This window comes from Streptomyces sp. NBC_01622, assembly GCF_045209635.1.
GTDB lineage: Bacteria > Actinomycetota > Actinomycetes > Streptomycetales > Streptomycetaceae > Streptomyces.
Map to the genome: position 1 here is coordinate 4,442,508 of NZ_CP109293.1, position 26,622 is coordinate 4,469,129.

At 69.6% G+C, this 26,622-nt stretch carries 23 protein-coding genes; 8 read left to right on the plus strand and 15 right to left on the minus strand.

Translation table 11 applies throughout. The annotated features are described in order from the left end of the window. Positions 1-83: 83 nt before the first annotated feature. The 7 genes from OH768_RS19940 to OH768_RS19970 all read right to left on the minus strand — a co-directional run bounded on the left by OH768_RS19940 (position 84) and on the right by OH768_RS19970 (position 8,646). Positions 84-494 (minus strand): cytidine deaminase, encoded by a 411-nt coding sequence (locus tag OH768_RS19940; RefSeq protein ID WP_019066919.1) that lies wholly within the window; start codon positions 492-494, stop codon positions 84-86. Beyond that, positions 491-1,753, minus strand: a complete 1,263-nt coding sequence (locus OH768_RS19945) for an ABC transporter permease (protein ID WP_406455450.1) — start codon at positions 1,751-1,753, stop codon at positions 491-493. The genes OH768_RS19940 and OH768_RS19945 overlap by 4 nt, the downstream gene beginning before the upstream one ends. Beyond that, the gene (locus OH768_RS19950; protein ID WP_406455452.1) at positions 1,750-2,877 is read right to left on the minus strand and encodes an ABC transporter permease; all 1,128 of its coding nucleotides are present in this window, start codon (positions 2,875-2,877) and stop codon (positions 1,750-1,752) included. Before OH768_RS19950 ends, OH768_RS19945 begins: the two co-directional genes overlap by 4 nt. Beyond that, the gene (locus tag OH768_RS19955; protein WP_406465352.1) at positions 2,874-4,571 is read right to left on the minus strand and encodes an ABC transporter ATP-binding protein; all 1,698 of its coding nucleotides are present in this window, start codon (positions 4,569-4,571) and stop codon (positions 2,874-2,876) included. The genes OH768_RS19950 and OH768_RS19955 overlap by 4 nt, the downstream gene beginning before the upstream one ends. A 224-nt stretch (positions 4,572-4,795) precedes the next feature. Next, positions 4,796-5,854, minus strand: coding sequence for a BMP family protein (locus OH768_RS19960; protein WP_406455454.1), 1,059 nt, complete (start codon positions 5,852-5,854; stop codon positions 4,796-4,798). Between the two features lie 229 nt (positions 5,855-6,083). Continuing rightward, positions 6,084-7,130 carry a BMP family protein gene (locus OH768_RS19965; RefSeq protein WP_406465353.1) on the minus strand — a complete coding sequence of 349 codons (1,047 nt, stop codon included), beginning with the start codon at positions 7,128-7,130 and terminating at the stop codon, positions 6,084-6,086. Between the two features lie 277 nt (positions 7,131-7,407). Continuing rightward, positions 7,408-8,646, minus strand: coding sequence for a M20 family metallopeptidase (locus tag OH768_RS19970; RefSeq protein WP_406465355.1), 1,239 nt, complete (start codon positions 8,644-8,646; stop codon positions 7,408-7,410). Positions 8,647-8,949: 303 nt separating this feature from the next. On the opposite strand from OH768_RS19970, the gene OH768_RS19975 reads away from it, so the two are divergent. Further along, positions 8,950-9,624 (plus strand): class I SAM-dependent DNA methyltransferase, encoded by a 675-nt coding sequence (locus OH768_RS19975; RefSeq protein ID WP_406455456.1) that lies wholly within the window; start codon positions 8,950-8,952, stop codon positions 9,622-9,624. Positions 9,625-9,742: 118 nt separating this feature from the next. Further along, positions 9,743-10,672 (plus strand): hypothetical protein, encoded by a 930-nt coding sequence (locus OH768_RS19980; protein ID WP_406455457.1) that lies wholly within the window; start codon positions 9,743-9,745, stop codon positions 10,670-10,672. Positions 10,673-10,696: 24 nt separating this feature from the next. Here OH768_RS19980 and OH768_RS19985 read toward each other — a convergent pair whose 3' ends face one another. Genes OH768_RS19985 through OH768_RS20000 form a run of 4 tightly spaced genes read right to left on the minus strand, consistent with a single transcriptional unit; the run spans position 10,697 to position 15,446 of the window. After that, on the minus strand, positions 10,697-11,785 hold the full coding sequence (locus tag OH768_RS19985; protein WP_406455458.1) for a hypothetical protein: 1,089 nt from the start codon (positions 11,783-11,785) through the stop codon (positions 10,697-10,699). Between the two features lie 54 nt (positions 11,786-11,839). After that, the gene (locus tag OH768_RS19990) at positions 11,840-12,778 is read right to left on the minus strand and encodes an N-acetylneuraminate synthase family protein (protein ID WP_406455460.1); all 939 of its coding nucleotides are present in this window, start codon (positions 12,776-12,778) and stop codon (positions 11,840-11,842) included. Between the two features lie 14 nt (positions 12,779-12,792). Next, positions 12,793-14,094: a cytidylyltransferase domain-containing protein gene (locus OH768_RS19995; protein WP_406455462.1), complete on the minus strand. Its 1,302-nt coding sequence runs from the start codon at positions 14,092-14,094 to the stop codon at positions 12,793-12,795. Between the two features lie 32 nt (positions 14,095-14,126). After that, the gene (locus OH768_RS20000) at positions 14,127-15,446 is read right to left on the minus strand and encodes a DUF6716 putative glycosyltransferase (protein WP_406455464.1); all 1,320 of its coding nucleotides are present in this window, start codon (positions 15,444-15,446) and stop codon (positions 14,127-14,129) included. Between the two features lie 198 nt (positions 15,447-15,644). Between OH768_RS20000 and OH768_RS20005 the strand changes: the two genes are divergently transcribed. From OH768_RS20005 to OH768_RS20020, 4 genes are all read left to right on the plus strand, one after another. Next, complete coding sequence (locus tag OH768_RS20005; protein ID WP_406455466.1) at positions 15,645-16,622, plus strand: glycosyltransferase family 2 protein; 978 nt, start codon at positions 15,645-15,647, stop codon at positions 16,620-16,622. After that, positions 16,619-17,956 carry an alpha-2,8-polysialyltransferase family protein gene (locus OH768_RS20010; protein ID WP_406455468.1) on the plus strand — a complete coding sequence of 446 codons (1,338 nt, stop codon included), beginning with the start codon at positions 16,619-16,621 and terminating at the stop codon, positions 17,954-17,956. Before OH768_RS20005 ends, OH768_RS20010 begins: the two co-directional genes overlap by 4 nt. Before the next feature lie 233 nt (positions 17,957-18,189). Further along, the gene (locus OH768_RS20015) at positions 18,190-19,365 is read left to right on the plus strand and encodes an acyltransferase family protein (RefSeq protein ID WP_406455470.1); all 1,176 of its coding nucleotides are present in this window, start codon (positions 18,190-18,192) and stop codon (positions 19,363-19,365) included. A gap of 180 nt (positions 19,366-19,545) precedes the next feature. Beyond that, positions 19,546-20,454 carry a class I SAM-dependent methyltransferase gene (locus OH768_RS20020; RefSeq protein ID WP_406455472.1) on the plus strand — a complete coding sequence of 303 codons (909 nt, stop codon included), beginning with the start codon at positions 19,546-19,548 and terminating at the stop codon, positions 20,452-20,454. Here the strand turns inward: OH768_RS20020 and OH768_RS20025 are convergent. After that, positions 20,441-21,091 (minus strand): TetR/AcrR family transcriptional regulator C-terminal domain-containing protein, encoded by a 651-nt coding sequence (locus tag OH768_RS20025; protein ID WP_406455474.1) that lies wholly within the window; start codon positions 21,089-21,091, stop codon positions 20,441-20,443. The genes OH768_RS20020 and OH768_RS20025 overlap by 14 nt on opposite strands. A 72-nt stretch (positions 21,092-21,163) precedes the next feature. On the opposite strand from OH768_RS20025, the gene OH768_RS20030 reads away from it, so the two are divergent. Further along, positions 21,164-22,597 carry an FAD-dependent oxidoreductase gene (locus OH768_RS20030; protein ID WP_406455476.1) on the plus strand — a complete coding sequence of 478 codons (1,434 nt, stop codon included), beginning with the start codon at positions 21,164-21,166 and terminating at the stop codon, positions 22,595-22,597. Here the strand turns inward: OH768_RS20030 and leuE are convergent. The 3 genes from leuE to OH768_RS20045 all read right to left on the minus strand — a co-directional run bounded on the left by leuE (position 22,594) and on the right by OH768_RS20045 (position 25,532). Beyond that, positions 22,594-23,250: a leucine efflux protein LeuE gene (gene leuE, locus OH768_RS20035; RefSeq protein ID WP_388102718.1), complete on the minus strand. Its 657-nt coding sequence runs from the start codon at positions 23,248-23,250 to the stop codon at positions 22,594-22,596. The two genes, OH768_RS20030 and leuE, sit on opposite strands and share 4 nt — an antisense overlap. A gap of 30 nt (positions 23,251-23,280) precedes the next feature. Then, on the minus strand, positions 23,281-23,862 hold the full coding sequence (locus OH768_RS20040; RefSeq protein ID WP_406455478.1) for a Uma2 family endonuclease: 582 nt from the start codon (positions 23,860-23,862) through the stop codon (positions 23,281-23,283). 89 nt (positions 23,863-23,951) lie between these two features. Next, entirely contained in the window at positions 23,952-25,532 is a 1,581-nt protein-coding gene (locus tag OH768_RS20045; protein WP_406455480.1) for a methylmalonyl-CoA mutase, read from the minus strand. 112 nt (positions 25,533-25,644) lie between these two features. On the opposite strand from OH768_RS20045, the gene OH768_RS20050 reads away from it, so the two are divergent. Continuing rightward, positions 25,645-26,460 (plus strand): L,D-transpeptidase family protein, encoded by an 816-nt coding sequence (locus OH768_RS20050; protein ID WP_406455482.1) that lies wholly within the window; start codon positions 25,645-25,647, stop codon positions 26,458-26,460. Positions 26,461-26,622 lie beyond the last annotated feature (162 nt).

Genomic DNA, 26,622 nt, shown 5'->3' on the forward strand with positions numbered 1-26,622 from the left:
GGCTTGGCTTTCCTTCCGGGCGTTCGGAAAAATGCGCGGCCCCGCTGAGCCGGATGGTCCAACTCAGCGGGGCCGCACGGGAGTTACCTGGTGAGATGGTCCGGCCCGAAGGCCTGCGGGAGCATCTCCGAGAGCGGCAGGATGCCCGCCGGTGTCTCCACCAGCAGACCGGGACCGCCGAACTCGTACAGCAGTTGTCGGCAGCGACCGCACGGGACGAGGATGTCGCCCTTGCCGTCGACACACGTGAAGTGCGTCAGCCGGCCGCCGCCGGTGCGCTGGAGGTCGGACACGAGCCCGCACTCCGCGCACAGGCCGAGGCCGTACGACGCGTTCTCCACGTTGCAGCCGGAGACCGTGCGGCCGTCGTCGACCCGGGCGGCGACCCCGACCGGGTAGCCCGAGTACGGCGCGTAGGCGTGGGACATCGCCTCCCGCGCCTCGGCGCGCAGTTCGTCCCAGTCCACGGCCAACTCGGCGGCGGGCGAGGTCACTTGCCCTGTCCCTTCCGGTACGGCAGGCCGTCCGCCTTCGGCATCCGCAGATGCTGCGCGGACAGCGAGAGGACCAGCAGGGTGACGATGTACGGGCTGGCGCCGACCAGTTGGGTCGGGACCTGGTCGGTGGTGGCGTACCAGACGAACATCAGGGCCGCGATGGCGGCGGTGACGCCGGCGGGGACGTACCGCTTCTTCCAGACCAGGTAGCCGACGCCGGCGACCAGCAGGAAGCCGAGGAGCAGGATCAGGGCGTGGACGTTGGTGGCGCCGCCGCGCAGGTTGAGGCTGTCGGTGTAGCCGAACAGGCCCGCGCCGAGGGCGAGTCCGCCCGGCATCCAGTTACCGAAGATCATCGAGGCGAGGCCGATGTAGCCGCGACCGCCGGTCTGGCCGTCGAGGTAGACGTTCGAGGCGACGATCGACAGAAAGGCGCCGCCGAGGCCGGCGAAGCCGCCGGAGATGATCACGGCGAGGTACTTGTACTTGTAGACGTTGACGCCGAGGGACTCGGCGGCCACCGGGTTCTCGCCGCAGGAGCGCAGGCGCAGGCCGAAGGCGGTGCGCCACAGGATCCACCAGGTGGCGGGGACGAGGGCGACCGCGATGACGGTGAGCGGCGACAGGTTGGTGACCAGACCGCCGACGAGACCGGCGATGTCGGAGATCAGGAACCAGTGCTTCTCGTTGAGCGTGTTGAGCCAGCTGGAGAGGCCGGGGATGTCGAAGTTGCCGAGCGAGTCGATCGGTGGGGACTGCTTGGCGGAGCCCTCGGAGGTGTCGGCGAAGGTGAACTTCGACAGATAGCGGGTGATGCCCAGCGCCAGGATGTTGATGGCGACACCGGAGACGATGTGGTTGACGTTGAACGTCACGGTGGCGACGGCGTGCAGGACGGCGCCGAGGCAGCCGCCGAGGATGCCGACCACGACACCGGTCCAGGGTCCCCACTGGTAGCCGGCCCAGGCGCCGAACCAGGTGCCGAGGATCATCATGCCTTCGAGGCCGATGTTGACGACGCCCGCGCGCTCGGCCCACAGACCGCCGAGACCGGCGAGCCCGATCGGTACGGCGGCGCGCAGGGCCGTGGACATCTGGCCGGTGGAGGTGATGCCGTCCGCGCCGGTGATGAGGCGGACGATCGAGGTGAGGATCAGCGCGCCCGCGATGATCAGCAGGAGCACGGGGAGGGAGAATCGGCGTCCGCCCTTGCCGGGCTGCTTCGCCTGCGGCTTGGCGATGGTCGCGGTACTCATCGGGCCGCCACCTCCTTCTTCTCGGAGTTGTTCCGGGCGGCGGCGGCGAGTTCCGCACCGACGCGGCTCTGCTGGCGGCGCAGGCCCCAGGTGCGGACGACCTCGTAGGAGATGACGACCGCGAACACGATCAGGCCCTGCATGATCGTCGCGATCTCCTTCTCGTACGCCACCGGGGTCGCGTAGTCGAGGGCGGGCGACGCCTTGTCGAGGAAGGCCCACAGGAGGGCGGCGAGGGCGATGCCGCCGGGGTTGTTGCGGCCCAGCAGGGCGATGCCGATGGCGGTGAAGCCGAGGCCCTCGGGGAAGGTGAGGCTGTAGGTGTGGCTGTCGCCGAGCAGCAGCGGCAGTCCGGCGAGGCCGGCGACACCGCCGGAGATCAGCATCGCGGTGAGCGTCATGCGCTTGGCGTCGACGCCGGAGGCCGCGGCGGCGGTCTCGGACTCGCCGGTGGCGCGCAGGTCGAAGCCGAAGCGGGTGCGGTTGAGGACCAGCCAGTACAGGACACCCATGATCACGGCGAGGAAGACCAGGCCGTAGATCTCGCCGGTGTCCGCGCCCATGTCGATGCCGGGGATCCAGCCGGACTTCTTCATGATGCCGGTCGTCATGTTGTTGCCGACCTGGACGCCCCACGTGTTGGTCTGCGTGAGGTAGAGGATCAGGCTGGTGGCGATCGCGTTCAGCATGATCGTGGCGACGACCTCGCTGACCCCTCGGGTGACCTTGAGGACGCCCGCGATTCCGGCCCAGAAGGCGCCGGTGAGGATCGCGACCAGGAGCAGCAGCGGGACCTGGAGCGCGGCGGGCAGCGCCACGTGCGCGCCGACGACCGCGGTCATCACGGCGCCGAGGCGGTACTGGCCGTCGACGCCGATGTTGAACAGGTTCATCCGGAAGCCGAGGGCGACCGCCAGGGCGGCGATGTAGTACATCGACGCCTGGTTGATGATCAGCACCTGGACGTCCGAGTACCCGATCTGCTGGAGCATCAGGTGGTACGGCTCGATCGGGTTCTTGCCCGAGGCGAGCAGCACGACCGAGGTCAGCAGGATCGCCGCGACAAGCGCCATGACCGGGCCGGCCACGGCGAGGAGCAGCCGCTCCTTGTCGAACTTCTTCATCGGGCCTCGTCCTCCGGGGCGGCGGTTTCGTCCGTGTTCTCTACGGTGCTCTCCGCGCCGTCCGCTTCTTCCTCGACGTGTTCGAGGTGACCGGACGCGGCGCCGGTCATGGCCGAGCCGAGTTCCTCGGGTGTGACGGTGGCCGGGTCGGCGTCGGCGACCAGCCTGCCGTCGTAGATCACGCGCAGGGTGTCCGACAGGCCGATCAGCTCGTCCAGGTCGGCGGAGATCAGCAGTACGGCCAGGCCCTCGCGGCGGGCCTCGCGGATCTGGTCCCAGATCGCGGCCTGCGCGCCGACGTCCACACCGCGGGTGGGGTGGGCGGCGATCAGGAACTTCGGCTTGTGGCTCATCTCGCGGCCGACGATCAGCTTCTGCTGGTTGCCGCCGGAGAGGGAGGCGGCGGTGACGTCGATGCCGGGGGTGCGGACGTCGTACTCCTCGACGATCCGGCGGGTGTCCTCCTGGGCGCCCTTGATGTCGAGCCAGACGCCCTTCGCGTTGGGCTTCTCGGTGACGTGGCCGAGGATACGGTTCTCCCACAGCGGGGCTTCCAGGAGGAGGCCGTGGCGGTGGCGGTCCTCGGGGATGTAGCCGATGCCGTGCTCGCGGCGCCTGCGGGTGGCCCAGGGGGTGATGTCGTCGCCGAGGAAGCCGATGGTGCCGGAGTCGGCGTTCTTCAGGCCGATCAGCGCGTCGATCAGCTCGGTCTGACCGTTGCCCTCGACGCCGGCGATGCCCATGACCTCCCCGGCGTGGATGGTGAAGGTGACATCGTCGAGGACGCGCTTGACGGCATCGCCCGCGACGGCCACGTCGCCGAGCAGTCCCCCGGCGGTGGGCTCCGACTCGGCGCCGAGGGAGGCGCCGGCGGCGTAGACGGTGAGGCTCCTGACCTCGATGACGGGCTGGTCGGTGACGGTCGACTCGGCCGTCTCGGGGGTGGGGAGTTCGCTGCCGACCATCATCTCGGCGAGCTGGCGGGAGGTCGTCTCGGCGGGGACGGCCGTGCCGACCGTGGTGCCGCGCCGGATGACGGTGATCTCGTCGGCGACCGACAGCACCTCGCCCAGCTTGTGCGAGATGAAGATGACGGCGAGGCCCTCGGACTTCAGCTCGCGCAGGTTGCTGAAGAGGGCGTCGACCTCCTGCGGGACCAGGACGGCGGTGGGCTCGTCGAGGATGAGGGTGCGGGCGCCGCGGTAGAGGACCTTGAGGATCTCGACGCGCTGGCGCTCGGCGACACCGAGGCTCTCGACGAGGACGTCCGGGCGGACGTTCAGGCCGTAGCGGTCGGAGATCTCCTTGATCTTCTTGCGGGCGCCGCCGCCGATGCCGTAGAGCTTCTCGCTGCCCAGGACGACATTCTCCAGGACGGTGAGGTTGTCGGCGAGCATGAAGTGCTGGTGGACCATGCCGATGCCGCGGGCGATGGCGTCGGCGGGCGACGAGAAGGTGGCCTGCTCGCCGTCGACGGCGATGGTGCCCTCGTCCGGCTTCTGCATGCCGTAGAGGATCTTCATCAGGGTCGACTTGCCGGCGCCGTTCTCGCCGACAAGGGCGTGCACGGTGCCTTTTCGGACAGTGAGATGGATGTCGTGGTTGGCCACGACACCGGGGAAACGCTTGGTGATCCCGGCCAGCTCGACCGCGGTCGACTGTGCGGTGAGCGGAGGGCTGCTGGACGCGTCGATGGCGAACTCTCCTCGTGGAAAGGGGCCTCTCTACGCGCGTAGCGCCCCTGCTTTAAATAGTGCCCGGACCTGACCGGCTTTGTTTGACATCCGATCCGTTCCGAGCATTCTGCCGCGCGAACGGGGTGCGGCGAGCCATCCTCCCCACACCCCGTTCCGTGGCCGTAACGCTGCCATTACAGCGCTCTTTTGGCCATGGTCGTAACTGGCCTACGCCCCTCGGATCAAGAGGTCTTGACCGTGATCGAGCCGTCCTTGATGCCGGCCTCGGCCTTCGTGAGGGCGGCCTGGAGGGTGGCGTTGTTCTTGAAGACCGGGTTGGAGTCGGCCAGGCCGACGCCGCCGTTGCTCAGCGAGCCGCGGATCTCGCCCTTGAGCGGCTTCTTGTCCTTGATGACGGACTTGGCGAGGTCGTAGACCGCGCCCTGCACGTTCTTCAGCGCCGAGGTGAGGATGTACGGCTTGTAGGCCGCCAGCGCCTTCTGGCTGTACTGGTCGGAGTCGACACCGATCGCCCACACCTTGTGCGCGGCGGCGGCCTTGATGACGCCCTGGCCGGAGAGACCCGCGGCGGCGTAGACGACGTCCGCACCGGCCTCGATCTGGCCCTCGGCCGCGCTCTCGCCCTTGTCGGGGCTGGAGAAGCCGCCCTCGGCAGCGGTCTGCGTCAGGTACTGCGACTTGACCTTCACGCCCTTCTTGGTGTCCGCGACACCCTGCGCGAAGCCCGCTTCGAACTTGTGGATCAGCGGGACGTCCACGCCGCCGACGAAGCCGACGGTGTTGGTCTTCGTGGTGAGCGCGGCGGTGACGCCGGCCAGGTAGGAGGACTGCTCCTCGTGGAAGACCATGTCGGCGACGTTGTCGGCATTGATGGTGTTGTCGTCGATGATGCCGAAGGTGATCTTCGGGAACTTCGCGGCGGCCTCCTTGACGGCGGGCGCGTAGGCGAAGCCGACACCGATCACCGGGTTGTACCCGGAGCGGGCCAGCGTCTCCAGGCGCTGCACCTTGTCCGCGTCGGACTCGCCGTCCTGCGGCTCCACGTCCCGGCCGCTGACGCCGAAGTCCTTCTGGGCCTTGGTGAAGCCCGCGTACGCGGCGTCGTTGAAGGACTGGTCGCCCTTGCCGCCGACGTCGTAGGCGAGGCCAATACCCTTGGAGGAGCCACTGCTGCTACTGCTGCTGGTGGACTCGCTGGACGAGCTGCCACAGGCGGAGACGGTGACGGCAAGAGCTGCGGTTGCAACGCCTGCAACGGCGATACGGGACACCCGGCGCATGGAACGAGACTCCTTCGTGCAAGCGCCCCAACCAGGCGCTGGTTCCGTCGCAGAGTAACGCGCGTAGACATGGTGGAGAACCCCAACTTGCCAGAGCGTTATCCGACCGTTTTGAACCCTTGCCAAACGCCAAGCACCCGGAGGGCGGACACGGAGAACACCGGGGAGCCCCGGGACCGTTTCGGTCCCGGGGCTCCCCGGTGTCGGCGTCAGGAAGGTGCTGTCACCCTCACTTGGTCGTGGTGGCGACCGTGACCTTGCCGTCGATGATGTCCTGCTTGGCCTTGTCCACCGCGGCCACCGCGGCGGTCATGGCCTTGTACTTCGGGTTGGTGTCGGAGAAACCGACGCCGTCGTTGTCGAGGCCGTAGCGGATCACGCCGGTCTTGGGCTTGCCCTCGTGCACGGACTTCACCAGGTCGTAGACCGCGCCGCCGACGTTCTTCAGCGCCGAGCCGAGGATGGAGTCCTTGTACTTGGCGAGCGCCTTCTGCTCGTACTGGTCGGAGTCCACTCCGATGGCCCACACACCCTTGGCGGAGGCCTCGGAGATGACGCCCTGGCCGGAGAGACCGGCGGCGGCGTAGATGACGTCCGCGCCCGCCTCGATCTGGCCGCTGGCCGCGTCCTTGCCCTTGTCGGGGCTGGAGAAGCCGCCCTCGGCAGCGGTCTGCGTCAGGTACTGCGACTCGATCTTGATGCTGGGGTTGACGGACTTGGCGCCCTGGTCGAACCCGGCCTCGAACTTGTGGATCAGCGGGACGTCGACGCCGCCGACGAAGCCGATGTGGTTCTTCTTGGTCGCCTTGGCCGCGGCCACGCCCGCCAGGTACGAGGACTGCTCCTCGTGGAAGACGAGGTCGGCCACGTTGGCGGCCTTGTCCTGCTCGTCGTCGATGATGCCGAAGGTGATGTTCGGGAACTTCGCGGCGGCTTCCTTGACGGCGGGCGCGTAGGCGAAGCCGACACCGATCACCGGGTTGTAGCCGGCCGTGGCGAGGCTCTCCAGGCGCTGCACCTTGTCCGCGTCGGACTCGCCGTCCTGCGGCTCGATGTCGCGGCCGGTGAGGCCGAAGTCCTTCTCGGCCTTCTGGAAACCGGCGTAGGCCGCGTCGTTGAAGGACTGGTCGCCCTTGCCGCCGACGTCGTAGGCGAGGCCGATGCCCTTGCCGGTGTACTTGCCGGACGAGGACGACGAACTGCCGCTGGCCTTGTTGGCATCCTTGCTGGAGCTACCGCAGGCGGTAGCCGCGAGGGCGATGACCGTGACGGCCACCGCGGCTTGGGAGAACTTCGTCCTCCGAGATGTATGACGCACAGCAAGCACTCCTTCGTCCTCACGGCACCGTCACCGGACCGCTTCCCCAACGCGCCGCCTCTGGTGGCGATTTCCGCGCACAGTAACGCGCGTAGACGAGGAGGGGAACGGGGTTTCTCCTTGCCGTTACCGGATCGTGCCGCCGTCGCGTTACGTTCACGCGCCGGTGGTTACACCCGGGTGACACAAGGGGACGTAGGGGTACCGAACGGGCACCTCTACGCCCCCGTACCGGTCAGAGCGCCGCGTCGATCAACGCGGCGGCGGTGAACAACTCCACGCCGACCGTGATCGCGGACTCGTCGGCGTCGAAGTCGCCCTGGTGGAGATCCCGTACGGTCCGCTCCCCCGGTGTGCGCACGCCCAGCCGGGCCATGGCGCCCGGCACATGCTCCAGATACCAGGAGAAGTCCTCGCCGCCCAGGCTCTGCTCGGTGTCCTCGACGGAGAGCGGCCCGCGGCGCGCGACCATGGCGTCCCGCAGCAGCTCGGTCACGAGCACGTCGTTGACCACGGGCGGCACCCCCCGCACGTAGTCGATCACCGTCTTGGCCCGGTACAGCCCGGCGACCTCGTCGATCGCCGCGTGCACGATGTCGGGCGCCCGCCGCCAGGCGTCGAGATCGAGACACCGTACGGTGCCCGACAGCTCGGCGTGCTGCGGAATGACGTTGGGGGCATGACCCGACTCGATCCTGCCCCAGGTCACGGAGACCCCGCTCCGCGCGTCCATACGGCGGGCGACGAGCGCGGGGACATCGGTGGCGACCCGGGCGGCGGCGGTGACCAGGTCGGTGGTGAGGTGCGGCCGGGCCGTGTGCCCGCCCGGCCCGTCGAGGGAGACCTCCAGCCGGTCGCAGGCAGAGGTGATCGGACCCACCCGCAGCCCGATCCTCCCACTGTCCACCTTGGGGTCGCAGTGCACGGCGATGATCCGCCCGACCCCCTCCAGCACCCCGCACTCGACGGCGTCGGCGGCACCGCCCGGCAGGATCTCCTCGGCGGGCTGGAAGAGCAGCCGCACCGGCCGGGGCAGCAGCCCCTGCTCGTGCAGCCGGGCCAGCACGAGGCCTGCGCCCAGCACCACGGTCGTGTGCACGTCGTGGCCGCAGGCGTGGGCACGGTCGGGCACGGTGGAGCGGTACGCGCAGTCACTCTTCGTGTCCGGGATGGGCAGGGCGTCGATGTCGGCGCGCAGCGCGAGCATGGGTACGCCGCTGTCGCGCGGCCCGATGTCACAGACGAGGCCGGTCCCGATGGCGAGAACACGCGGTTCGAGACCTGCCTGCTCCAGCCGGGCCTTGATCGCGGCGGTGGTCCGGAACTCCTGATTGCCCAGCTCGGGATGCATGTGCAAGTCCCGGCGGAACGCGACGAGTTCGGCCCGCAGGGCCTCCGGCAGGGTGCCCGGAAGCACATTCCCGACGGATTCGGCCCCGGACTCCGCCTCGGATTCCTCGGACTCTGGTGACATCAATTGCTTCACCCTCTGAAGGGTAGGGCGCCCGGGTGGTCAACTGACCCTCGATCAACAAAAAGTTCAACCCGTTAGACGAAGAAAATCTGACCGCCGACCGCTTAGCCGCTCGCGGGGATGGGTATGCTTCCCGCTTCTTCTGGGATACCACGTCCCACCGAGCCCCAGCCTGTCCCGTCCGTATCCCGGAATCCTCACGGCCACGCGACGTTGCGGCTACACAGCGTGGCGGTGCCAGGGGTGGCGGGAAAAGGATCTCCCGGATCTCCGGGCCGCGGGCCCTTGCTAGGGTCCGCCGACGTGACCGACGACTCCCACGCGGACCTCACAGGGGCCACCCGCTCCTCCTACGACGCGATCGCCCCCGCGTACAGCGCGGAACACCCCGACGGCCTGGGCGACGGCCCCCTCGAAACGGCCCTGCTGACCGCCTTCGCCGACCTCGTCCGTACGACGGCGCCCGAGGCACCGGTGGCCGACGCGGGCAGCGGCCCCGGCTATGTGACAGCACGCCTGAACGCCCTCGGCATCCCGGCCTTCGGCATCGACATCTCCCCGCACATGGTGGCGCTGGCCCGCGAGGCGCATCCCCAACTCCGGTTCGAGGTCGGCTCGATGACGTCCCTGGACGTACCCGACGCCACCCTGGGCGGCATCATCGCCCTCTACTCCACGATCCACGTCCCGGACCCCGAACTGCCGGGCGTCTTCAGGGAGTTCCGCCGGGCCCTACGCCCCGGCGGCCACGTACTCCTCGCCTTCCAGGCCTCGGAGGGCGAACACATCCACATGACGGAGCGCTACGGCCTGGACATCTCGCTCGACTACTACTTCCGAACGCCGGCCGAGGTCGCCGCACACCTCGCCGGGGCGGGCCTGACCCTTGACGCACAGGTGCGGGTGGAGCCACGGGGGGCGCAGAGGTGGGGGCGGGCTTTCGCGCTGGCTCACAAGCCGGTGGCGGCGGCTGGGTAGCGGTCGCCGTTGAGGTGACTCCCACTCCGGCGGCGTGAACGTTTCCGCGCAACTCGAAAGGGTGAACGCATCCCGATCGCCCGGACGCCCCGCCCCTTGATCAACCTAGGTTGCGCACATGGTCACATCAACCCACGAGGGCATGCACCGGATCTTCCAGGAGCGGCCCGAGATCCTGGCGCCCGTGTTCAAGGTTCTGGAGGTTCCGTTATCCGCCAAGGCGACCGTGGACGCCGTCACCACGGACGTGACGGAGACCCGGCCGCTGGAACGGCGCGTGGACACGGTCCTGCGCATCGGCCAGTCCGACGGCGAGGACTTCCTGCTCGCCATCGAGGCCCAGTCGGACAAGAAGGAGGCGAAAGCGGCGAGTTGGGCGTACTACATCGCCTACCTCCAGGCCAAGTACCGGCTGCCCGTGCTGCTTCTCGTGGTCTGTCAGGACCGGGCCACGGCCAGGTGGGCGGTCGGTCCCTTCGAATGCGGCACGAGCGAATGGACGGCGCTGCGGACGTATCCGCTCGTCGCCGGGCCGGACAACCTGCCGGTGATCACCGACACCAGGACCGTGGCGAAGAAGCTCGCGCTGGCCGTCCTCTCCGCGGTGGCCCACGCCCGCAACCCCGAGTGCGGCGCCATACTGGAGGCGATCGGCAACGTCCTCCAAGAACTCCAGGAAACGGACCCCGAGACGGTCGGGTACTTCGCCGAGTTCCTGGAAATCAACCTGGGTAACACCCCCGCCGGAATGCAGTGGAAGGAAATCATGTCGTTCGTCAGCTACTTCCCCGGCCGGGGGACGGTCCGTGAGACGGCCTACTTTGAGGGCAGGGCCGAAGGCAAAGCCGAAGGCGAGGCCAAGGGGATTCTGTTCGTACTGGAGGCGCGCGGCATCCCCGTACCGGACAGCGTGCGTGAGCGCATCACCACCTGCACCGATCTCGACCGTATGGACGCCTGGTTGGAGCGTTCCCGCACGGTCGAGCGGGCGGAGGACCTGTTCGCCGAGGACCCGGAGACTCCAGGGAGCGGGCCCGAGGCGGCCTGACCCCCTGCACCGCTCAAGCGTGCCCTACGCCGCCGTAACCGCCGACAACCGATGCACATCCTTCGCCGTCCCCGTAACCCCCGACAGGAACCCCTGCGCCCGAGGTGAGGCGTTCTCCGTCAGCCAAGCGGGGTCGATGTCACACACGGCGACCCGCACCTCCGTGCCCACCAGCGCCAGCGGCAAGGTGTGGACCACCGTCGACGGGAAGCTGAGGATCGTACGGCCGATGGGACCCCGGCGGGCGATCACCTCCAGCGGGAGGTCCGGGCGGACGATCTCCAGGCCCGTTTCGACCGCCAGCCGGTGCAGCTTCTCGGTGCTTTCCCTCCGATGGGCGAAGTACCGCGTCGCGCCGTGGGTCTTGGCCAGGGCGGTGACCGCCTCCACGTAGCGGTCGGCGTCGACCACGCCCGTTTCGACGAGGGACGTGCCGACCATGTCGGCGCCCTTCGTGATGCGGGGCGGGCCGAAGGTGGCGCGGGTCCAGGCGAACTCGTTCGCCGTGATCGTGACGCCCTCCGGGGTCTCCTCGATCGGCATCGAGGAGAAGATCTCCACCTTGCGGCGGGTGCTGGGGGTCAGGCGGCGGCGGGCCGAGGACGACACCGGGGCGAAGATCAGGTCGCGGGGGCCGGGGCGGCCCCCCTTCCGGTGCCAGCGCACCAGGCGTTCGCCGCTGGCGAGTTGCGCGACGAACTCCATCGTGGCCGTGCCGTCGTCCACCACCACCAGGTCGCGTGCCCTGGTGATCGTCAGCAACAACTGCACATACCGCGAGAACGGGTCGCCCATGACGATCCGGTCCGCCCTGCGCAGCAGCCGGGTGAGGCCGCCGATGGTCTGGAAGGGGGCCGCGGGTCCGCCCCGGGCCTCCTCCCAGCGCACGGTGTGGCCCTCGTCGCGGGCGAGGTCGGCCATGCGGCGCAGCTGGCCGCGGGTCATCGGGTCGGTCGGCGACAGGACCACGAGGGTGAGCCCCCCGCCGGGTGCCTCCTCGGCCCGGGGCGCACGGAGGTGCGCCCACTCCAGCACGTTCAGAAGCTGTACCGGACTCTCCACGAACGCGAGAGTGTGGGGGGTGAGGCCGGCGGTGCCGGCGTGGGGGCTCATTGTCGTACGACCGTCCCGTGACCGTAAGTGACGCTGGCGCTTGATGGTTCAGACTCAGACCGAGACCGGCTCGCCCGCAGCCGCGGCGATCTCCGCCTCGGCGACGACGCCGTTGACGCGGCGCAGCTTCTTCATCGGGCCGAGCTCCGAGTCGTAGACCTTCTTGACGCCGTCGCCGAGGGAAGCCTCGATGGTGCGGATGTCGCGGACGAGGCGGGTCAGGCCCTGCGGCTCGACCGACGCGGCCTGGTCCGAGCCCCACATGGCGCGGTCGAGGGTGATGTGACGCTCGACGAAGGTGGCGCCGAGCGCGACCGCGGCGAGGGTGGTCTGCAGGCCCGTCTCGTGGCCGGAGTAGCCGATCGGGACGTTGGGGTACTCGGCCTGGAGGGTGTTGATGACGCGGAGGTTGAGCTCCTCGGCCTGCGCGGGGTAGGTCGAAGTGGCGTGGCACATCAGGATGTTGTCGCTGCCGAGGACCTCGACCGCGTGGCGGATCTGCTTCGGCGTCGACATGCCGGTGGAGAGGATGACCGTGCGGCCGGTGGCGCGGAGGGAGCGCAGGAGCTCGTCGTCCGTGAGGGAGGCGGAGGCGACCTTGTGGGCGGGGACGTCGAACTTCTCCAGGAAGGCGACGGCCTCGGTGTCCCACGGGGAGGCGAACCAGTCGATGTTCTTGCTCTTGGCGTAGTCGTCGATCTGGCGGTACTCGTCCTCGCCGAACTCCACGCGGTGGCGGTAGTCGATGTAGGTCATACGGCCCCAGGGAGTGTCGCGCTCGATGTCCCACTGGTCGCGCGGGGTGCAGATCTCCGGGGTGCGCTTCTGGAACTTGACGGCGTCGCAGCCGGCTTCGGCGGCGGCGTCGATCAGCTTGAAGGCGTTCTCCAGCTCACCGTTGTGGTTGATGCCGATCTCGCCGACGACGTAGACCGGGTGGCCGGGGCCTGCGGACTTCGAACCGAACTGGCGCAGACGGGAGTTGTTGCTCATGACAGCGGGTTTCCTTACTTGGTGAGGGAATCGAGAGAGGGGCCGAGGATCCAGCTGGCGATCTCTCGGACAGCGCCGTCGCCACCGGGCACGGTGGTGACCGCGCGTGCGGCGCCGCGTACGACGTCGTGGGCGCTCGCGACCGCCACGGGCCAGCCCACGAGGGCGAAGCACGGGAGGTCGTTGACGTCGTTGCCGACGTAGAGCACGCGCTCCGGCGCGATGCCCTGCTCCTCGCACCACTGCTTCAGTGCGAGGTCCTTCCGGTCGATGCCGTGCAGGACCGGGAGCTGGAGCTTCCGGGCCCGGGCGGCGACGACCGGGTTCTGCTCCGAGGACAGGATCAGCATCTTCAGGCCGCTCTTGCGCAGCGCCGCGATACCGAGGCCGTCTCCACGGTGCACGGAGACGAACTCCCGTCCGTCGGAATCGATCAGCACCCTGTCGTCGGTCTGGGTGCCGTCGAAGTCGAGTACGACCGCGTCGATGTCGTCGGCGGTCGGCAGTGAGCCGGGGCGGTCCGCGTCGAAGAGCGGGGCCAACGCCCGTGCCCTGGCCAGCTCGTGGGGATCGTCGATCTCCAGCACCCGGGCGGGGTCGGTCCGTACGAGTTCCGTGCGGCCGAAGAAGCGGTGGCCGGCCTTGCGGAAGCCGGCCGCGTCCATGCCGTAGACGGCACCGGTCTCCAGGAAGTCCTGGGGGCGGTCCTGGCGGCGCGGGCGGAAGGACTTGTCGTGGTTGACGCCGTAACCGCCGCTGGTGACAGGGGGGGTGGCGACCTTCGTGGCGCCACCCAGCTCGCCCGCCCGCGTCGGCTCGACGACCGTGGTCGCCTCGTCGTCGGCGTCGCGCCACACGAAGCCGTGGAAGGGGGCGACGGTGTGCGCGGTGTCGGCGCCGTTCGCGACGATCGCGTCGACGATGCCGTCGACGTCCTCGCGGACGATGAACGGGCTGGTGCACTGCACCAGCAGGACCACGTCGACGGCCGCGCCGTGCAGCGCCTCGTGGGCGTCCATGGCGTGCAGGACGGCGGCCTCGGAGGTCGCCGTGTCGCCGGCGATGGCGGCGGGCCGCAGCACGACCTCGGCGCCGGCCTGTCGGGCGGCGGCGGCGATGGCCTGGTCGTCGGTGGAGACGACCACGTCCGTCACCAGCCGCGAGGCACGGCACTCGCGGACGGCGCGGGCCACCAGCGGCACTCCGCCGACGGGCGCGAGGTTCTTGGCGGGGACGCCCTTGGAGCCGCCGCGCGCGGGGATCACCGCGAGCACCCGGCGCATCGAAACGCCTTGGCCCGCTTGCGGGTTGGACATGGGCTCTACTCCTTGAGCGGGACTGTCGGCGTTCACAGCTCCCCCATCCGGCGGATGACGGGCGCCACGCGCTGCACGCCGTGGCGGTAGGCGCCGCGCGCGGCCCGGCGCACGATCTGCCGGACGGGTCCCGGCTCCTTGTCGGCGGCCGGGGCGCCGGGCAGCGGGGTGCCGTCCGGGCCGAGGTGGTGGCGGGCGAGGATGCCGGGCAGATAGCCGGGGGCTGTCTCGGGTGTGTAGTACGGCGTCAGGGCGGGCATGTCGCCGCCGGCCAGCAGCCTGGCGATGCGCTCCCGGGCCGCGTCGAAGGCCGTCTCGTACGACCCCTCGGCGGCGACGCCCTGCCGGGCCACCCACTCCGTGTCCGGCACCGGCTCGTACCCGGCGTCCAGTTGCTCCCAGGAGGCGAGGCACCCGGAGCCCACGAAGTGGTGGTTGCCGAGCCCCTCGCGGATGCCGAGGTCGGTCAGCACGACGGTGGGGATCCGGCGGTGCAGGGACTCCAGGGCGGCCGTCGAGCTGATGGTCACCAGGAGGTCGGTGCGGTCGAGCACCTCGCCCATGTGCCCGTACACCAGGCGGAAGTTGGCGGGCAGGTCCTTGCCCTGGACCAGCTTCTGGTAGGGCAACTCCTCGATGTGCGTGGTGTGTTCGCCGGGCTTGGAGCGCAGCTTGAGGAGGACCTCGCGGTTCGGGTGGAACCGTGCGTGCTGGATCGCCCTGTCGAGCAGGTAGTCGCGGTCCCTGCGGTTGTCGGGCACCGAGGGCTGTACGGCGAAGACGACCGTGTACGGGTCGCGCTCCCCCGTGTAGGCGTCCCCGCCGAGGAACGGCAGGGCGACCTCGGTCACCGCCGAGGAGTCGGCGCCGACCCCGTCGTAGACCTCCCGGAAACGGTCCGCGTCCTGGCGGGAGTTGGCGAGGACGAGGTCCGCGCCGTGCCGCAGCAGCAGGCCGTCCGCGAGCTTCTCGTAGACGACTCCGACATAGCCGGTGACGACGACGGGCCGCTCGGCGCGCCCGCGCCAGGCCCGTGCCAGACCGTGCAGCATCGCCTGGACCCCGCCGCCTACGAGGGAGAGGACGAGGATGTCGTACTGGTCCTCGGGGCCTCGCTGCATGGCGCGCAGGAACTCGACGGCGGTCACCTCGCGGAGGGAGTCCGCGGTGACGCCGACTTCCTTCAGCTGGCGGGCTGTTGGGGTGGCACGACCCCGCAGGAGGTATCCGTCCAAAGAGATGTCCGAATTCGGCGGAGCAATGCGATTCGCGGTGAGCGAACCCCATTTCCACCGGGTGTCGGAATCCGCGAGGACGGCTACTCGCAGGGTCTGCGTTGTACTTGCTGGCACACGGAAGACGCTAGGAAGCGATTCCGTTGTTCGGCCCAACCCGAAGGCAACAGACGGTTAACAGCACACCGCCGAATGGCGAATCAGGGCGCTTGCAGCGCGAAAACCTGGCCGCTTCATAGGTTCGCCACGCGCCGTTCATCCAATATCAAGGTGAAGGTAAAGACGGATGACGGGCCGCCGCCTAACGTCGTCTGCGTGGTCAAGCTCTCCGTCATCGTGCCGTTCTACAACGTGCAGCAATACGCGCCCGACACGCTCAGGAGCCTGCGGGCGAACGCGCGCGCGGACTTCGAATTCATTCTCGTCGACGACTGCTCGCGCGACGGGACACCCGACATTCTCGCGCGCGCGGAGCGCGAGTTGCCAGGCGCGGTGTATGTCAGACACGAGAAGAACGGAGGACTGGCGACCGCGCGCAACACCGGGATCGACAAGGCCCGGGGGGAGTATCTGACGTTCCTCGACGGGGACGACTGGCTCGCTCCCGGCTACTACCCCCAACTGGTGGACGCCATCGAGGAGTTGGGCTGCGACTTCGTGCGCACGGACCATGTCCAGTGCACCGCGCGGGCCCGCACCATCCAGCGGCTGCCGCACGGCAGACGCGGGGTCGTGATGAATCCGCGCGAGGCGATCCTGCCCGCCGACCGGTCCACCTCCGTCGACTACGCGTACGCCTGGGCGGGGGTCTACCACCGCCGGCTGGTCGACCGCGGCCTGCTCCACTTCACCGACGGGCTGCGCACGGCCGAGGACCGGCCGTGGATCTGGAAGCTACACCGGGAGGCGGAATCCTTCGCCGCGGTGAGCCTGCTCGGCGTTTTCTACCGGCGCGGGGTCGCCTCCTCCCTGACCCAGATCGGGGATGTCCGCCAACTCGATTTCATTCGCGCGTTCGACCAGGTCATCGAGGAAACCGCACAGGACCGGGACGCGGACAAACTGCTCCCCAAGGCCGTCCGTACTTATTGCGCAATCATTTCCCATCATCTGGGATCCATCGAAAGGTTCGAGCCGGCGGTGGCGAGAAAACTGAAGTCGATGAGCGCCGTCGCCCTGCGACGTATGCCACAGGACGTGGTGGACGAGGCGCTCGACTCCATGGACATCCAGCGCGCGACGAGGCTGCGCCGACTGCGCCGCCGTCCCGCCGCCGCGGGGGCCGCCGCGTGAGGACCCAGATCTTCCTGGCGTCGACGCTGTACGGCACGGCCACGCTGGCCGCCGCCCTCGACTCCGACTCCTTCCGCCCCGCCGACCGGCGCATCCTCCTGGTCTGCAACAACGCGGCGACCCCCGAGACCACACCCGGCCTCGACGAGGCCCCCGGCTTCGAGCAGCTGCGCGAGCGCTTCGACGAAGTGCTGTCGTGGAACGAGACCATCTCCCCCTTCCACCCCGGCGGCTGGTCCCCCCGCCTCGACGACGTCCCGCTGTGGGAGCGCCATCTGCGGCTCCTGTGGAACCTCGGCGACGACGAGGTGGAACTGGTTGTCGAGTCGATCCAGGTCAACCCGGCGCTCGGCGTCTGCCAGATCTTCACCGGCGCCCCCGTCACCGTCTACGCCGACGGCCTGATGAGCTACGGCCCGACCCGCAACAAGATCGACCCGCTGGTCGGCACCCGGGTGGACCGGCTGCTCCACCTGGACCTGGTCCCGGGCCTCACCCCGCTGCTGCTCACCGAGTTCGGCGTCGAGCCGGAGATCGTGCCGACCGACGCCTTCGTCAAGGTGCTGGCCGAACTCGGCGACACCGCCGACGAGTTGCCCCCGCTGCCCGACGAACCCGCCCTGCTGCTGGGCCAGTACCTCTCCGCGCTCGACATCCTCACCGCCGAGGAGGAGGAGGACCTGCACGTCCGGATGCTCAGGGGCGTGGTCCAACTCGGCCACACGCGTGTGGTGTTCAAGCCACACCCCTCGGCGCCGGCCCGCTGGTCGCGCGCGCTGGAGCAGGAGGCGGAGAAGCTCGGCGCCGACCTCACGGTCCTCGACACCCCGGTCCTCGCCGAGGTCCTTTACCAGCGGCTGAGACCCGTCCTGGTCGTCGGCTGCTTCTCCACCGCACTGCTCACCGCGAGCGCGCTGTACGGCCTGCCGGTCGCCCGCATCGGCACGTCCACGCTGCTGGACCGGCTGACGCCGTACGAGAACAGCAACCGGGTGCCGGTGACCATCGTCGACGCGCTGGTGCCCGAGCTGACGAACCGCGCGGCGGTCACCGACCAGCGCGAGGGCATGGCCGTGGCGGTGCTCAACGAGCTTGTCCAGGCCGTCGGTTACGCGATGCAGCCGAAGATCTACCCGAACCTGCGCCCGGCCGCCGAGGCCTATCTGACCCGGCGGCTCGACGGACACAGCTGGCGCTACTTCAAGCGCAAGCGCCTCACCTCGCTGGCGCTGCCCGGCGCGGTACCGGCCCAGCTCGCGTTCATCCCGCGCAACGCGACCGTGCGCCGGGTGGCCCGGCGGGCCCGGCTGCTGAAGCGGACCGTGAGCCGCTGACGCGGGGCCCACGGCACACCGGCGGGCCGGCTCCCCAGGGGCCGGCCCGCCGCCTTGTCCGGGCGCCGTACAGGCGGGTCGTGACGGTGGCCCCACAAGGTTGGGTACGCGCAGGCGAAACCTGGGTGAACGGACGCGGACGGGGTGACGAAGGGTCGCGGCGAGAGCGTAAACCCGGCCGGATGTCGTTCTAGTGTGCTGAGACCCAGCCAAGTCCCATCGAGGGGAAACCTGTGATCGACACGCCCGCGGACACCCGGGAGAACCCGACGGGCACCGTGGTCCGCGCCGTCCTGCCGCCGGCCGCCGACGAGCTGCCCCCGGCCGGTCCGCCGCGGCCGCCCAAACGCCGGGAGACCCGCCTGCGCGCCCTGGACGGGCTGCGCCTGGTCGCCGCGCTGATGGTGGCGGCCTACCACTACGGCGGCCGCGACGGCGACGTCGTCAAGGCGTGGGGCACCTCGCCCAGGCACCAGTTCCCCACGCTGCACACGCTGTTCTCCTACGGCTGCCTGGGCGTGCAGGTCTTCTTCGTGATCAGCGGCTTCGTCATCTGCATGAGCGGCTGGGGCCGACCGCTGCGCTCCTTCTTCGCCTCCCGTGCCTCCCGGCTGCTGCCCGCGTACTGGGCGGCGATCCTCGTCATCACCGGCGTCTTCGCGCTGCCGATGGTGGCGTACAAGGCCGCCGCGCCGAGCGACGTCCTGGTCAACCTGACCATGCTGCAGATGCCGTTGGGCGTCGACCGGGTGCTCGGCGTGTGCTGGACGCTGTGGGCGGAGATCCGCTTCTACGCCCTGTTCGCCCTGTGCGTCGTGCTGCCCGGCGCGAACCGGCGGCGCGTGATCATGTTCTGCGCCGGCTGGACGCTCGCGGCGGCGATCACCCAGGGCGCCAAGTCACCACTGCTCGACATCATTCTGATGCCCGAGTACGCGCCGTACTTCATCGGCGGCGTCGGCCTCTACCTCGTGCACCGCGACCGCAAGGACGCCTACGCGTGGGGCATCGTCGCCGTCAGCTGGCTGATCGGCCAGCACTACGCGGTGGCGAAGCTGTGGCACGCGCCCAACGACACGGCCTTCTCCAACCGCTCCGCCTGGGGCATCATCCTGGTCGTCACCTTCGGCTATGTCGCGGTCGCCGCGATCGCCCTCGGCTGGCTGCGCTGGGCGAACTGGCACTGGCTGACGGTCGCCGGCGCGCTGACGTACCCCTTCTACCTCGTCCACGAACACCTGGGCTGGGTCGTCATCAAGGCCTACCACCGGACCCTGGGCATCCCGTCGTACGCGACCGTCGTGCTCACCGTCCTCACCATGCTGCTGCTGGCATACGCGCTGAACCGCGTCGTCGAGAACCGGCTGACACCGAAGCTGCGCTCACTGCTGTCGACACCACGCAGCTGACCGCAGCCGGAAAACCCTCGACCCGGACGCCCGCTCCGCACCCCCGCACAACAGACGCACAGGAATTGGTCCGCCGTTCACCTGAGAGCCCGTTTGGCAGGACGCCGTTGGGCAGATGCTGGGGTGTCCCGCACGGGCTCAAACAGGCGAGCCCGTCCCTGTCAGGGAGCGTTCTCCACGATGACCCTCGCACCACGCACGATACGACCGCCCCACCGGCTCGACGACGTTCCCGGCTGGTTTCCCGTGCTCGACCAGGTGCTCTTCGAATGGTTCCTGGACCGGCAGGAGGCCACGGGAACGCGGGGCGATCTGCTGGAGGTCGGGGTGTACATGGGGAAGAGCGCGATCTGTCTCGGCCGGCACAGCCAGGACGGTGAGAACTTCACGGTCTGCGACCTCTTCGAGGGCGACGCCCTGGACGACGCCAACCAGGCGGAGTCGACGAAGTCGTACAGCGCGCTCACCCAGCAGGTCTTCGAGGAGAACTACCTCGCCTTCCACGACACCCTGCCCCGGGTCCTGAAGGGCCCCAGCAGCATCGTGCCGGCCGAGGTCGCCCCGGCCAGCTGCCGCTTCGTCCACATAGACGCCTCGCACCTGTACGAGCACGTCCGCGACGACATCGGCGCGGCCCGCGAGGCGCTGCTGCCCGGCGGGATCGTGGTCCTGGACGACTTCCGCTCGGAACACACGCCCGGCGTCTCCGTGGCCGTCTGGGAGGCGGTGCTCACCAGGGGCCTGCGCCCGATCTGCCTGAGCAGCCAGAAGCTCTACGGCACCTGGGAGGACCCGGGCCCCGTCCAGGACGAGCTGCTGGCGATGGTGCGCGGGCGCGAGGACTGCAACCTCAGCGTCCAGCAGGCCGCGGGGCACCGCATCGTCCGTCTGAAGTCCAAGAAGGGCATGCAGGCCCCGCCCTTCCCGCCGTCCCGGTTCGCGCACCGCAGGGAAGAGGTCGCGCCGGGGTCCGCGACGGCCAAGGCCCCGCTCCGCGGCCGTAGCACGGCCCGGGCCCGCCGCTTCGCGGCAGACGTGCTGCCGCCGATCCTGACCCGCGCGATCCGCAACGGCCTCAGCCGGTCCTGAACCGGGCCTCGATGCCCGCGATCACCAGGTCGAGCCCTTCCTCGAAGTGCCGGCCGTAGTCCTGGAAGATCTCCGCGCCCGCCGCGGCCGACATCGGGAAGTCGGCCATCAGGCGGGCGCGTTCGTCCATGTCGTAGCCCTCGCGGCGCTCGTCCGGCAGTGGCTGGACGCCCTGTTCCTCGCTGACGAAACCGATCGTGTAGAGGTACGACGTCGAGGTCGCGCGGACCGCCTGGGCGAGGGTGAAGCCGGCCTCTGTGAACAGCCGCAGGGTGTCTTCCATGTGCACGGCGTGCAGGGTGCCGGTGAAGCGTGAGCCGCTGAAGACCTTGGCGCCGTCGCGGTAGCCGAGCAGTGCGGAGCGCAGGCCCCGGTTGGATTTCAGCAGCCGCTGCTGCCAGGTGTCCTCGCGCGCGAGCGGGGCGTCGGCGACCATCCGCCGGTACATCTCGGTCGCCATCTCGTCGAGCAGCGCCTGTTTGTCCTTGAAGTGCCAGTACAGGGCGGGCGCCTTGACGTCCAGCTCCTTGGCGATGGCTCTCAGGGACAGCCGGTCGAAGCCGACCTCGTTCAGCACCTTCAGGGCGGTGTCCGCGACCCGTTTGCGGTCGAGGGGGATGCGTCGTTCCGTACTCACGCTCGACAGCTTGACAGCTTAACGGCGTTAAGGGCACCCTGATGCCCCTAGTCACTTAACAGCGTTAAGGGGATGGGGATCGTGACGGAACACGTGGATGTACTGGTGGATGCGCTGATCGTCGGCGCCGGCCCGACCGGCCTCGCCCTCGGCATCGACCTGGCCCGGCGCGGGGTGGACGCGCTGGTCGTGGAGAAGGCGGACGCACTGTTCCCCGGCTCGCGCGGCAAGGGGATCCAGCCGCGCACGATGGAGGTCTTCGACGACCTCGGAGTGATCGACGCGATCCTCGCGCAGGGCGGCACCTACCCGACCGGCGCGATCTGGCAGGACGGCCGGAAGGTCGGCGAGCACCGGATGTTCGAGCCCTCCGAGACGGACCCCGACACCCCGTACGGCACCCCGTGGATGGTGCCGCAGTGGCGCACCCAGGAGATCCTGTTCGCGCGGCTGACCGAGCTGGGCGGGACGGTGGCCTTCGGACGGGAGGTCACCGGCTTCACCCAGGACGAGACGGGTGTGACGGTCGGGTTCGCCTCCGGTACGGCGGTCCGCGCCCGGTACCTCGTGGCCGCCGACGGCGGTCGCTCGCTCGTCCGCCGGACCCTGGGCATCGGCATGACCGGCGAGACCGTCGACCCGAACCCGATGCTGGTCGCGGACGTCCGCATCAGTGGCCTGGACCGCGACAGCGTGCACGTCTTCCCGCCGCACGGCGACGTCGGCTTCCTCGCGGTCTTCCCGCTGGCCGGCACCGAGGACTTCCAGGTCGTCGCCCAGTTCCCGGAAGGCACCGCCATCGACCTCTCGCTCGACGGCATCCGCGAGACCGTGGCCGTCCGCACCCACCTCGCCCCCGAGGACGTGACCGAACTCCGCTGGGCCTCCGACTTCCGGCCGCGCGCCGCACTCGCCGACCGCTTCCGCGCCGGGCGGGTCTTCCTCGCCGGGGACGCGGCCCACGTCCACTCGCCGGCCGGCGGACAGGGCCTCAACACGAGCGTCCAGGACGCCTACAACCTCGGCTGGAAGCTCGGCGCGGTGCTGCGCGACGGCGCCCCCGAGTCCCTGCTCGACACCTATGAGGAGGAGCGGCTGCCCAACGCCGCCGACATGCTCGGCATCTCGACCCAGGTCCACCGCGGCGAGGTGCAACGCGGCAAGGCCACCCACCAACTCGGCCTCGGCTACCGCAGCCGCTCACTCGCGGTGGACACCCGCACCGACCTGCCCGAGGACACACTGCGGGCGGGCGACCGCGCCCCGGACCGCACGATCGACGGCGTCCGCCTCTTCGACACCTTCCGCGGCCCGCACTGGACCCTGCTGGCCCTGGACACGAAGCCCCCGACGGCCGTCGGCCATGCGGTGCGCGTCGTGGAGGGCCCCGCCGTCGAGACGTACGGCACAGGCCTCTTCCTGGTCCGCCCCGACGGCTACGTCGGCTGGGCGGGCACAACGGAGGACGGCCTCGCGGAATACGCGGACCGCTACGGCCTCCGCTAGACGGAACTGGCGAGCGACAACTTCACCGCGAACCCCAGGAACAGCGCGCCCGCCGCCGAGGTCGCCCCCGCCGCGAGCCGCCTGCGCCGCCGGAAGGCCGTCGCCAGCCGGGTCCCGCCGAAGATCAGCGCACTGAGGTAGAGGAAGCTCGCCAGCTGCGCGAAGGCGCCGAGCACGACGAACGACAGGGCGGGATAGGCGTAGCCCGGGTCGACAAACTGCACGAAGAAGGCGACGAAGAAGAGAATCGCCTTCGGGTTGAAGAGACTGACGACGAAGGCACGCCGGTACGGCCGCTCGTCGGCGGCCTCCGCGGCGGGAGCCGACTCCATGGCCGCCCGCTCCTTCCGGGTCCGCCACATCGCCCAAGCGGCCCGCAGCATCCCGAACGCGAGCCAGGTCAGATACCCGGCCCCCGCGTACTTCACGATCCCGAACAGCACGGCGTTGGCCTGCAGCAGCGAGGCGACCCCGGCCGCGGAGAGCGTCATCAGCACGGTGTCCCCGCACCAGACACCGGCGGCAGCCGTGTATCCGGCCCGGGTCCCGCGCCGGGCGGCGACCGAGACGACGTACAGCGAGTTGGGGCCGGGCAGCAGGACGATCAGGACCAGGCCGGCGAGGTAGGTGGGGAGGTCTATGACACCGAACATGAACACGAGTGTGTCATGGGGGTACGACAATCAGCCCTCGCCGTCGAGGAGGACGTCCACGGAGAGGTCGAGGGCGACGCCGACAGACTCCGGAACGGGCACGCTCTGGCCCCGCTTGTAGCGCTCGGGGTCGGGGTACTTGCCGTCGGCCGGGTCGGTGTAGAGAAGCACCTCGTCGTGCTTGCGGTCGACAACGAAGTACACGGGGACGTCAGCCCGCGCGCAGACATCGACCTTGGTGGCTGTGTCATTCGTCCAGGTACTGGAGGTCACCTCCAGTACCAAGCGGAAGACGTGCGGCGCGTAGCAGTTCTTCTCAATGAGTTCGTCTCCGTAATCGGCATCGACGACTGAGAAGTCCGGCACTGCATAGTCGTCCGGCCCGGTCGGCAGCCAGAGGCCGATGCCCTGAAGCCACTCAGCACCGCTTCCATCGATGCCTGCGCGTTCGAACGCCCTGGCAAGCTTGGTCAGCGTCTGCTGATGCGGGCCATCCGGCGGTGGTGTCACGACGGTACTCCCGTTGAGGATTTCCACCCGGTGCCCGGGCAGCTCCTCCCAGAGCCAGTCGGCAGCGTCAGCGAGCGACGACTCGTGCAGCATCACAGCCACGGCACCCTCCTTTCGGGAACACCCTCCGCGAGCGTAACCGGCTGCGTGCGCCTTCCGCCCTCGATCACCCATTCGGAGCAACCCCCAGATCAAAAGGCATCCGCCGGCACATAACTCCCCCACACGTCCCGCAGGGCCCCGCACACCTCCCCCACGGTCCCCCGAGCCCGCAACGCCTCCTTCATCGGATACAGCACGTTGTCCGTACCCTCCGCCGCCCTCCGCAGCGCGCCCAGCGCCGACTCCACCGCCCCCCGGTCCCGTTCGGCGCGCAGCCGCGTGAGGCGTGCGGCCTGCTGCGCCTCGATGGCCGGGTCGACACGCAGCGGCTCGTACGGTTCCTCCGTGTCGAGGCGGAAGCGGTTGACGCCGACGACGACCCGCTCGCCGGAGTCGGTCTCCTGGGCGACGCGGTAGGCGCTGCGCTCGATCTCGCCCTTCTGGAAGCCGTGTTCGATGGCACCGACCGCACCGCCCAACTCCTCGACGCGCCGCATCAGTTCGACGGCGGCCCCTTCCACGTCGTCCGTCATGCTCTCCACGGCGTACGAGCCCGCGAAGGGGTCCACGGTGGCGGTCACGTCCGTCTCGTACGCCAGGACCTGCTGGGTGCGCAGGGCTAGGCGGGCGCTCTTGTCGGTCGGCAGCGCGATCGCCTCGTCGAAGGAGTTCGTGTGCAGGGACTGCGTCCCGCCGAGGACCGCGGCCAGTCCCTGGACGGCGACGCGGACGAGGTTCACCTCCGGCTGCTGGGCGGTGAGTTGGACACCCGCGGTCTGCGTGTGGAAGCGCAGCATCAGAGATTTCGGGTTCCGCGCGCCGAACTCCTCCCGCATCACCCGGGCCCAGATCCTGCGCGCCGCACGGAACTTGGCGACCTCTTCGAGCAGCGTCGTACGGGCCACGAAGAAGAACGACAGCCGGGGCGCGAAGTCGTCGACGTCCATGCCGGCCGCGATCGCGGTACGGACGTACTCGATGCCGTCGGCGAGAGTGAAGGCGATCTCCTGCGCGGGCGAGGCGCCGGCCTCGGCCATGTGGTAGCCGGAGATCGAGATGGTGTTCCACTTCGGGATCTCGGCCCCGCAGTACCGGAAGATGTCCGCGGTCAGACGGAGGGACGGCTTCGGCGGGAAGATGTACGTCCCCCGCGCGATGTACTCCTTCAGTACGTCGTTCTGGATCGTGCCCGTCAACTGCCCTGCCGCCACGCCCTGTTCCTCGCCGACCAGTTGGTACATCAGCAGCAGGAGGGCCGCGGGGGCGTTGATCGTCATCGACGTCGACACCTTGTCCAGCGGGATGCCGTCGAACAGCACCCGCATGTCGTCCACCGAGTCGATCGCGACGCCGACCTTGCCGACCTCGCCCTGTGCGAGGGGCGCGTCGGAGTCGTGGCCCATCTGGGTGGGCAGGTCGAAGGCGACGGACAGGCCTGTGGTGCCGTGGGCGATCAGCTGCCGGTAGCGGGCGTTGGACTCCGCGGCCGTGCCGAAACCGGCGTACTGGCGCATCGTCCACGGGCGGCCCGTGTACATGGACGGGTACACCCCCCGTGTGAAGGGGTACTCCCCCGGCTCGCCCAGCCGCTCGGCCGGGTCCCAGCCGGCGAGTGCCTCCGGGCCGTAGACGGGTTGGACGGGCAGGCCTGACTCCGACTCGCGCACCATGGTGTGCACCTCCGGACACCACGATGCCGCGCCGTTCGCGGCCCGTCATCCGGGGGTACGTGTCCGGGTGACACCGGTGAGACGGCGGGGGTCCGGGATGCGTACTACGGGTATGGGGAGAGCGATCGTCGCCACGGCGGCCCTGTCGGCGCTGCTGGCGGTGTGCGGCTGCACGGTGCAGGGCACGGACGCGGACGGCAAGCACCACTTGCCGGTGCGCATCAAACTGCCGGGAGCCGATGCCGGCCCCTCGGCCACGGCGAGCGCCCCGAGCACGCCCGGCGCCACGCCCGCCGCGAACGTCCTGTGGTCGCGCGGCGACAGCGGCTCCGGAGTGCGCGAGCTGCAGGCGCGGCTACAGCAGGTCGACTGGCTCTTCGACGGGCCGACCGGGACCTACGACGACCTCACCGAGCAGGCCGTCGCCGGTTTCCAGGGCAAGCGGGGGCTGCCGAAGACCGGCGAGACCGACAAGGTCACCTGGCAGCGGCTGCTGGCGATGACGCACGAGCCGGGCAAGTGGGACCTGTATCTGATGGGCGGCCAGCCGGCCGGCGCACCCGACCCGCGCTGTCTGACCGGCCGGGTCCTGTGCATCGACAAGACGACCCGCACCCTGCGCTGGATGATCGACGGACGGACGGTGTCGACGATGTCGGTGCGCTTCGGCGCGCAGTACACCCCGACCCGGGACGGTGTGTTCCACGTCTACTGGAAGGCCCGGAACTGGGTGTCCACCCTCTACCACTCCCCCATGCCGTACGCGATGTTCTTCAGCGGCGGCCAGGCGGTGCACTACTCCTACGACTTCTCGGCCCGGGGTTACGCGGGCGGCTCGCACGGCTGCGTCAACGTACGGGACGAGGCGGCGATCGCGAGTCTGTTCGCGCAGGTGCGGACCGGCGACAAGGTCGTCGTCTACTGGTGAGGCGCGAGAGAAGTCGTGCGGGGCGCGGGCGGGACCGGGGGAACGTGTCCCGCCCGCGCCGAGTGCACGAGCCGTAGGTACGGGGGGAACCCCCGGCTCTGTGCGATGGCCGATGACCAGTCGGCTCACTCAGTACTGCGCCACGGGGCCCGAAAACGTCAC

What these genes read in the sequence shown, in the direction of transcription:
- OH768_RS19945 (WP_406455450.1), bottom strand. Translation starts at nt 1,753, where the DNA reads ATGAGTACCGCGACCATCGCCAAGCCGCAGGCGAAGCAGCCCGGCAAG.
- OH768_RS19950 (WP_406455452.1), bottom strand. Translation starts at nt 2,877, where the DNA reads ATGAAGAAGTTCGACAAGGAGCGGCTGCTCCTCGCCGTGGCCGGCCCG.
- OH768_RS19960 (WP_406455454.1), bottom strand. Translation starts at nt 5,854, where the DNA reads ATGCGCCGGGTGTCCCGTATCGCCGTTGCAGGCGTTGCAACCGCAGCT.
- OH768_RS19970 (WP_406465355.1), bottom strand. Translation starts at nt 8,646, where the DNA reads ATGTCACCAGAGTCCGAGGAATCCGAGGCGGAGTCCGGGGCCGAATCC.
- OH768_RS19980 (WP_406455457.1), top strand. Translation starts at nt 9,743, where the DNA reads ATGGTCACATCAACCCACGAGGGCATGCACCGGATCTTCCAGGAGCGG.
- OH768_RS19985 (WP_406455458.1), bottom strand. Translation starts at nt 11,785, where the DNA reads ATGAGCCCCCACGCCGGCACCGCCGGCCTCACCCCCCACACTCTCGCG.
- OH768_RS19990 (WP_406455460.1), bottom strand. Translation starts at nt 12,778, where the DNA reads ATGAGCAACAACTCCCGTCTGCGCCAGTTCGGTTCGAAGTCCGCAGGC.
- OH768_RS19995 (WP_406455462.1), bottom strand. Translation starts at nt 14,094, where the DNA reads ATGTCCAACCCGCAAGCGGGCCAAGGCGTTTCGATGCGCCGGGTGCTC.
- OH768_RS20020 (WP_406455472.1), top strand. Translation starts at nt 19,546, where the DNA reads ATGACCCTCGCACCACGCACGATACGACCGCCCCACCGGCTCGACGAC.
- OH768_RS20030 (WP_406455476.1), top strand. Translation starts at nt 21,164, where the DNA reads ATGGGGATCGTGACGGAACACGTGGATGTACTGGTGGATGCGCTGATC.
- leuE (WP_388102718.1), bottom strand. Translation starts at nt 23,250, where the DNA reads ATGTTCGGTGTCATAGACCTCCCCACCTACCTCGCCGGCCTGGTCCTG.
- OH768_RS20045 (WP_406455480.1), bottom strand. Translation starts at nt 25,532, where the DNA reads ATGGTGCGCGAGTCGGAGTCAGGCCTGCCCGTCCAACCCGTCTACGGC.
- OH768_RS20050 (WP_406455482.1), top strand. Translation starts at nt 25,645, where the DNA reads ATGGGGAGAGCGATCGTCGCCACGGCGGCCCTGTCGGCGCTGCTGGCG.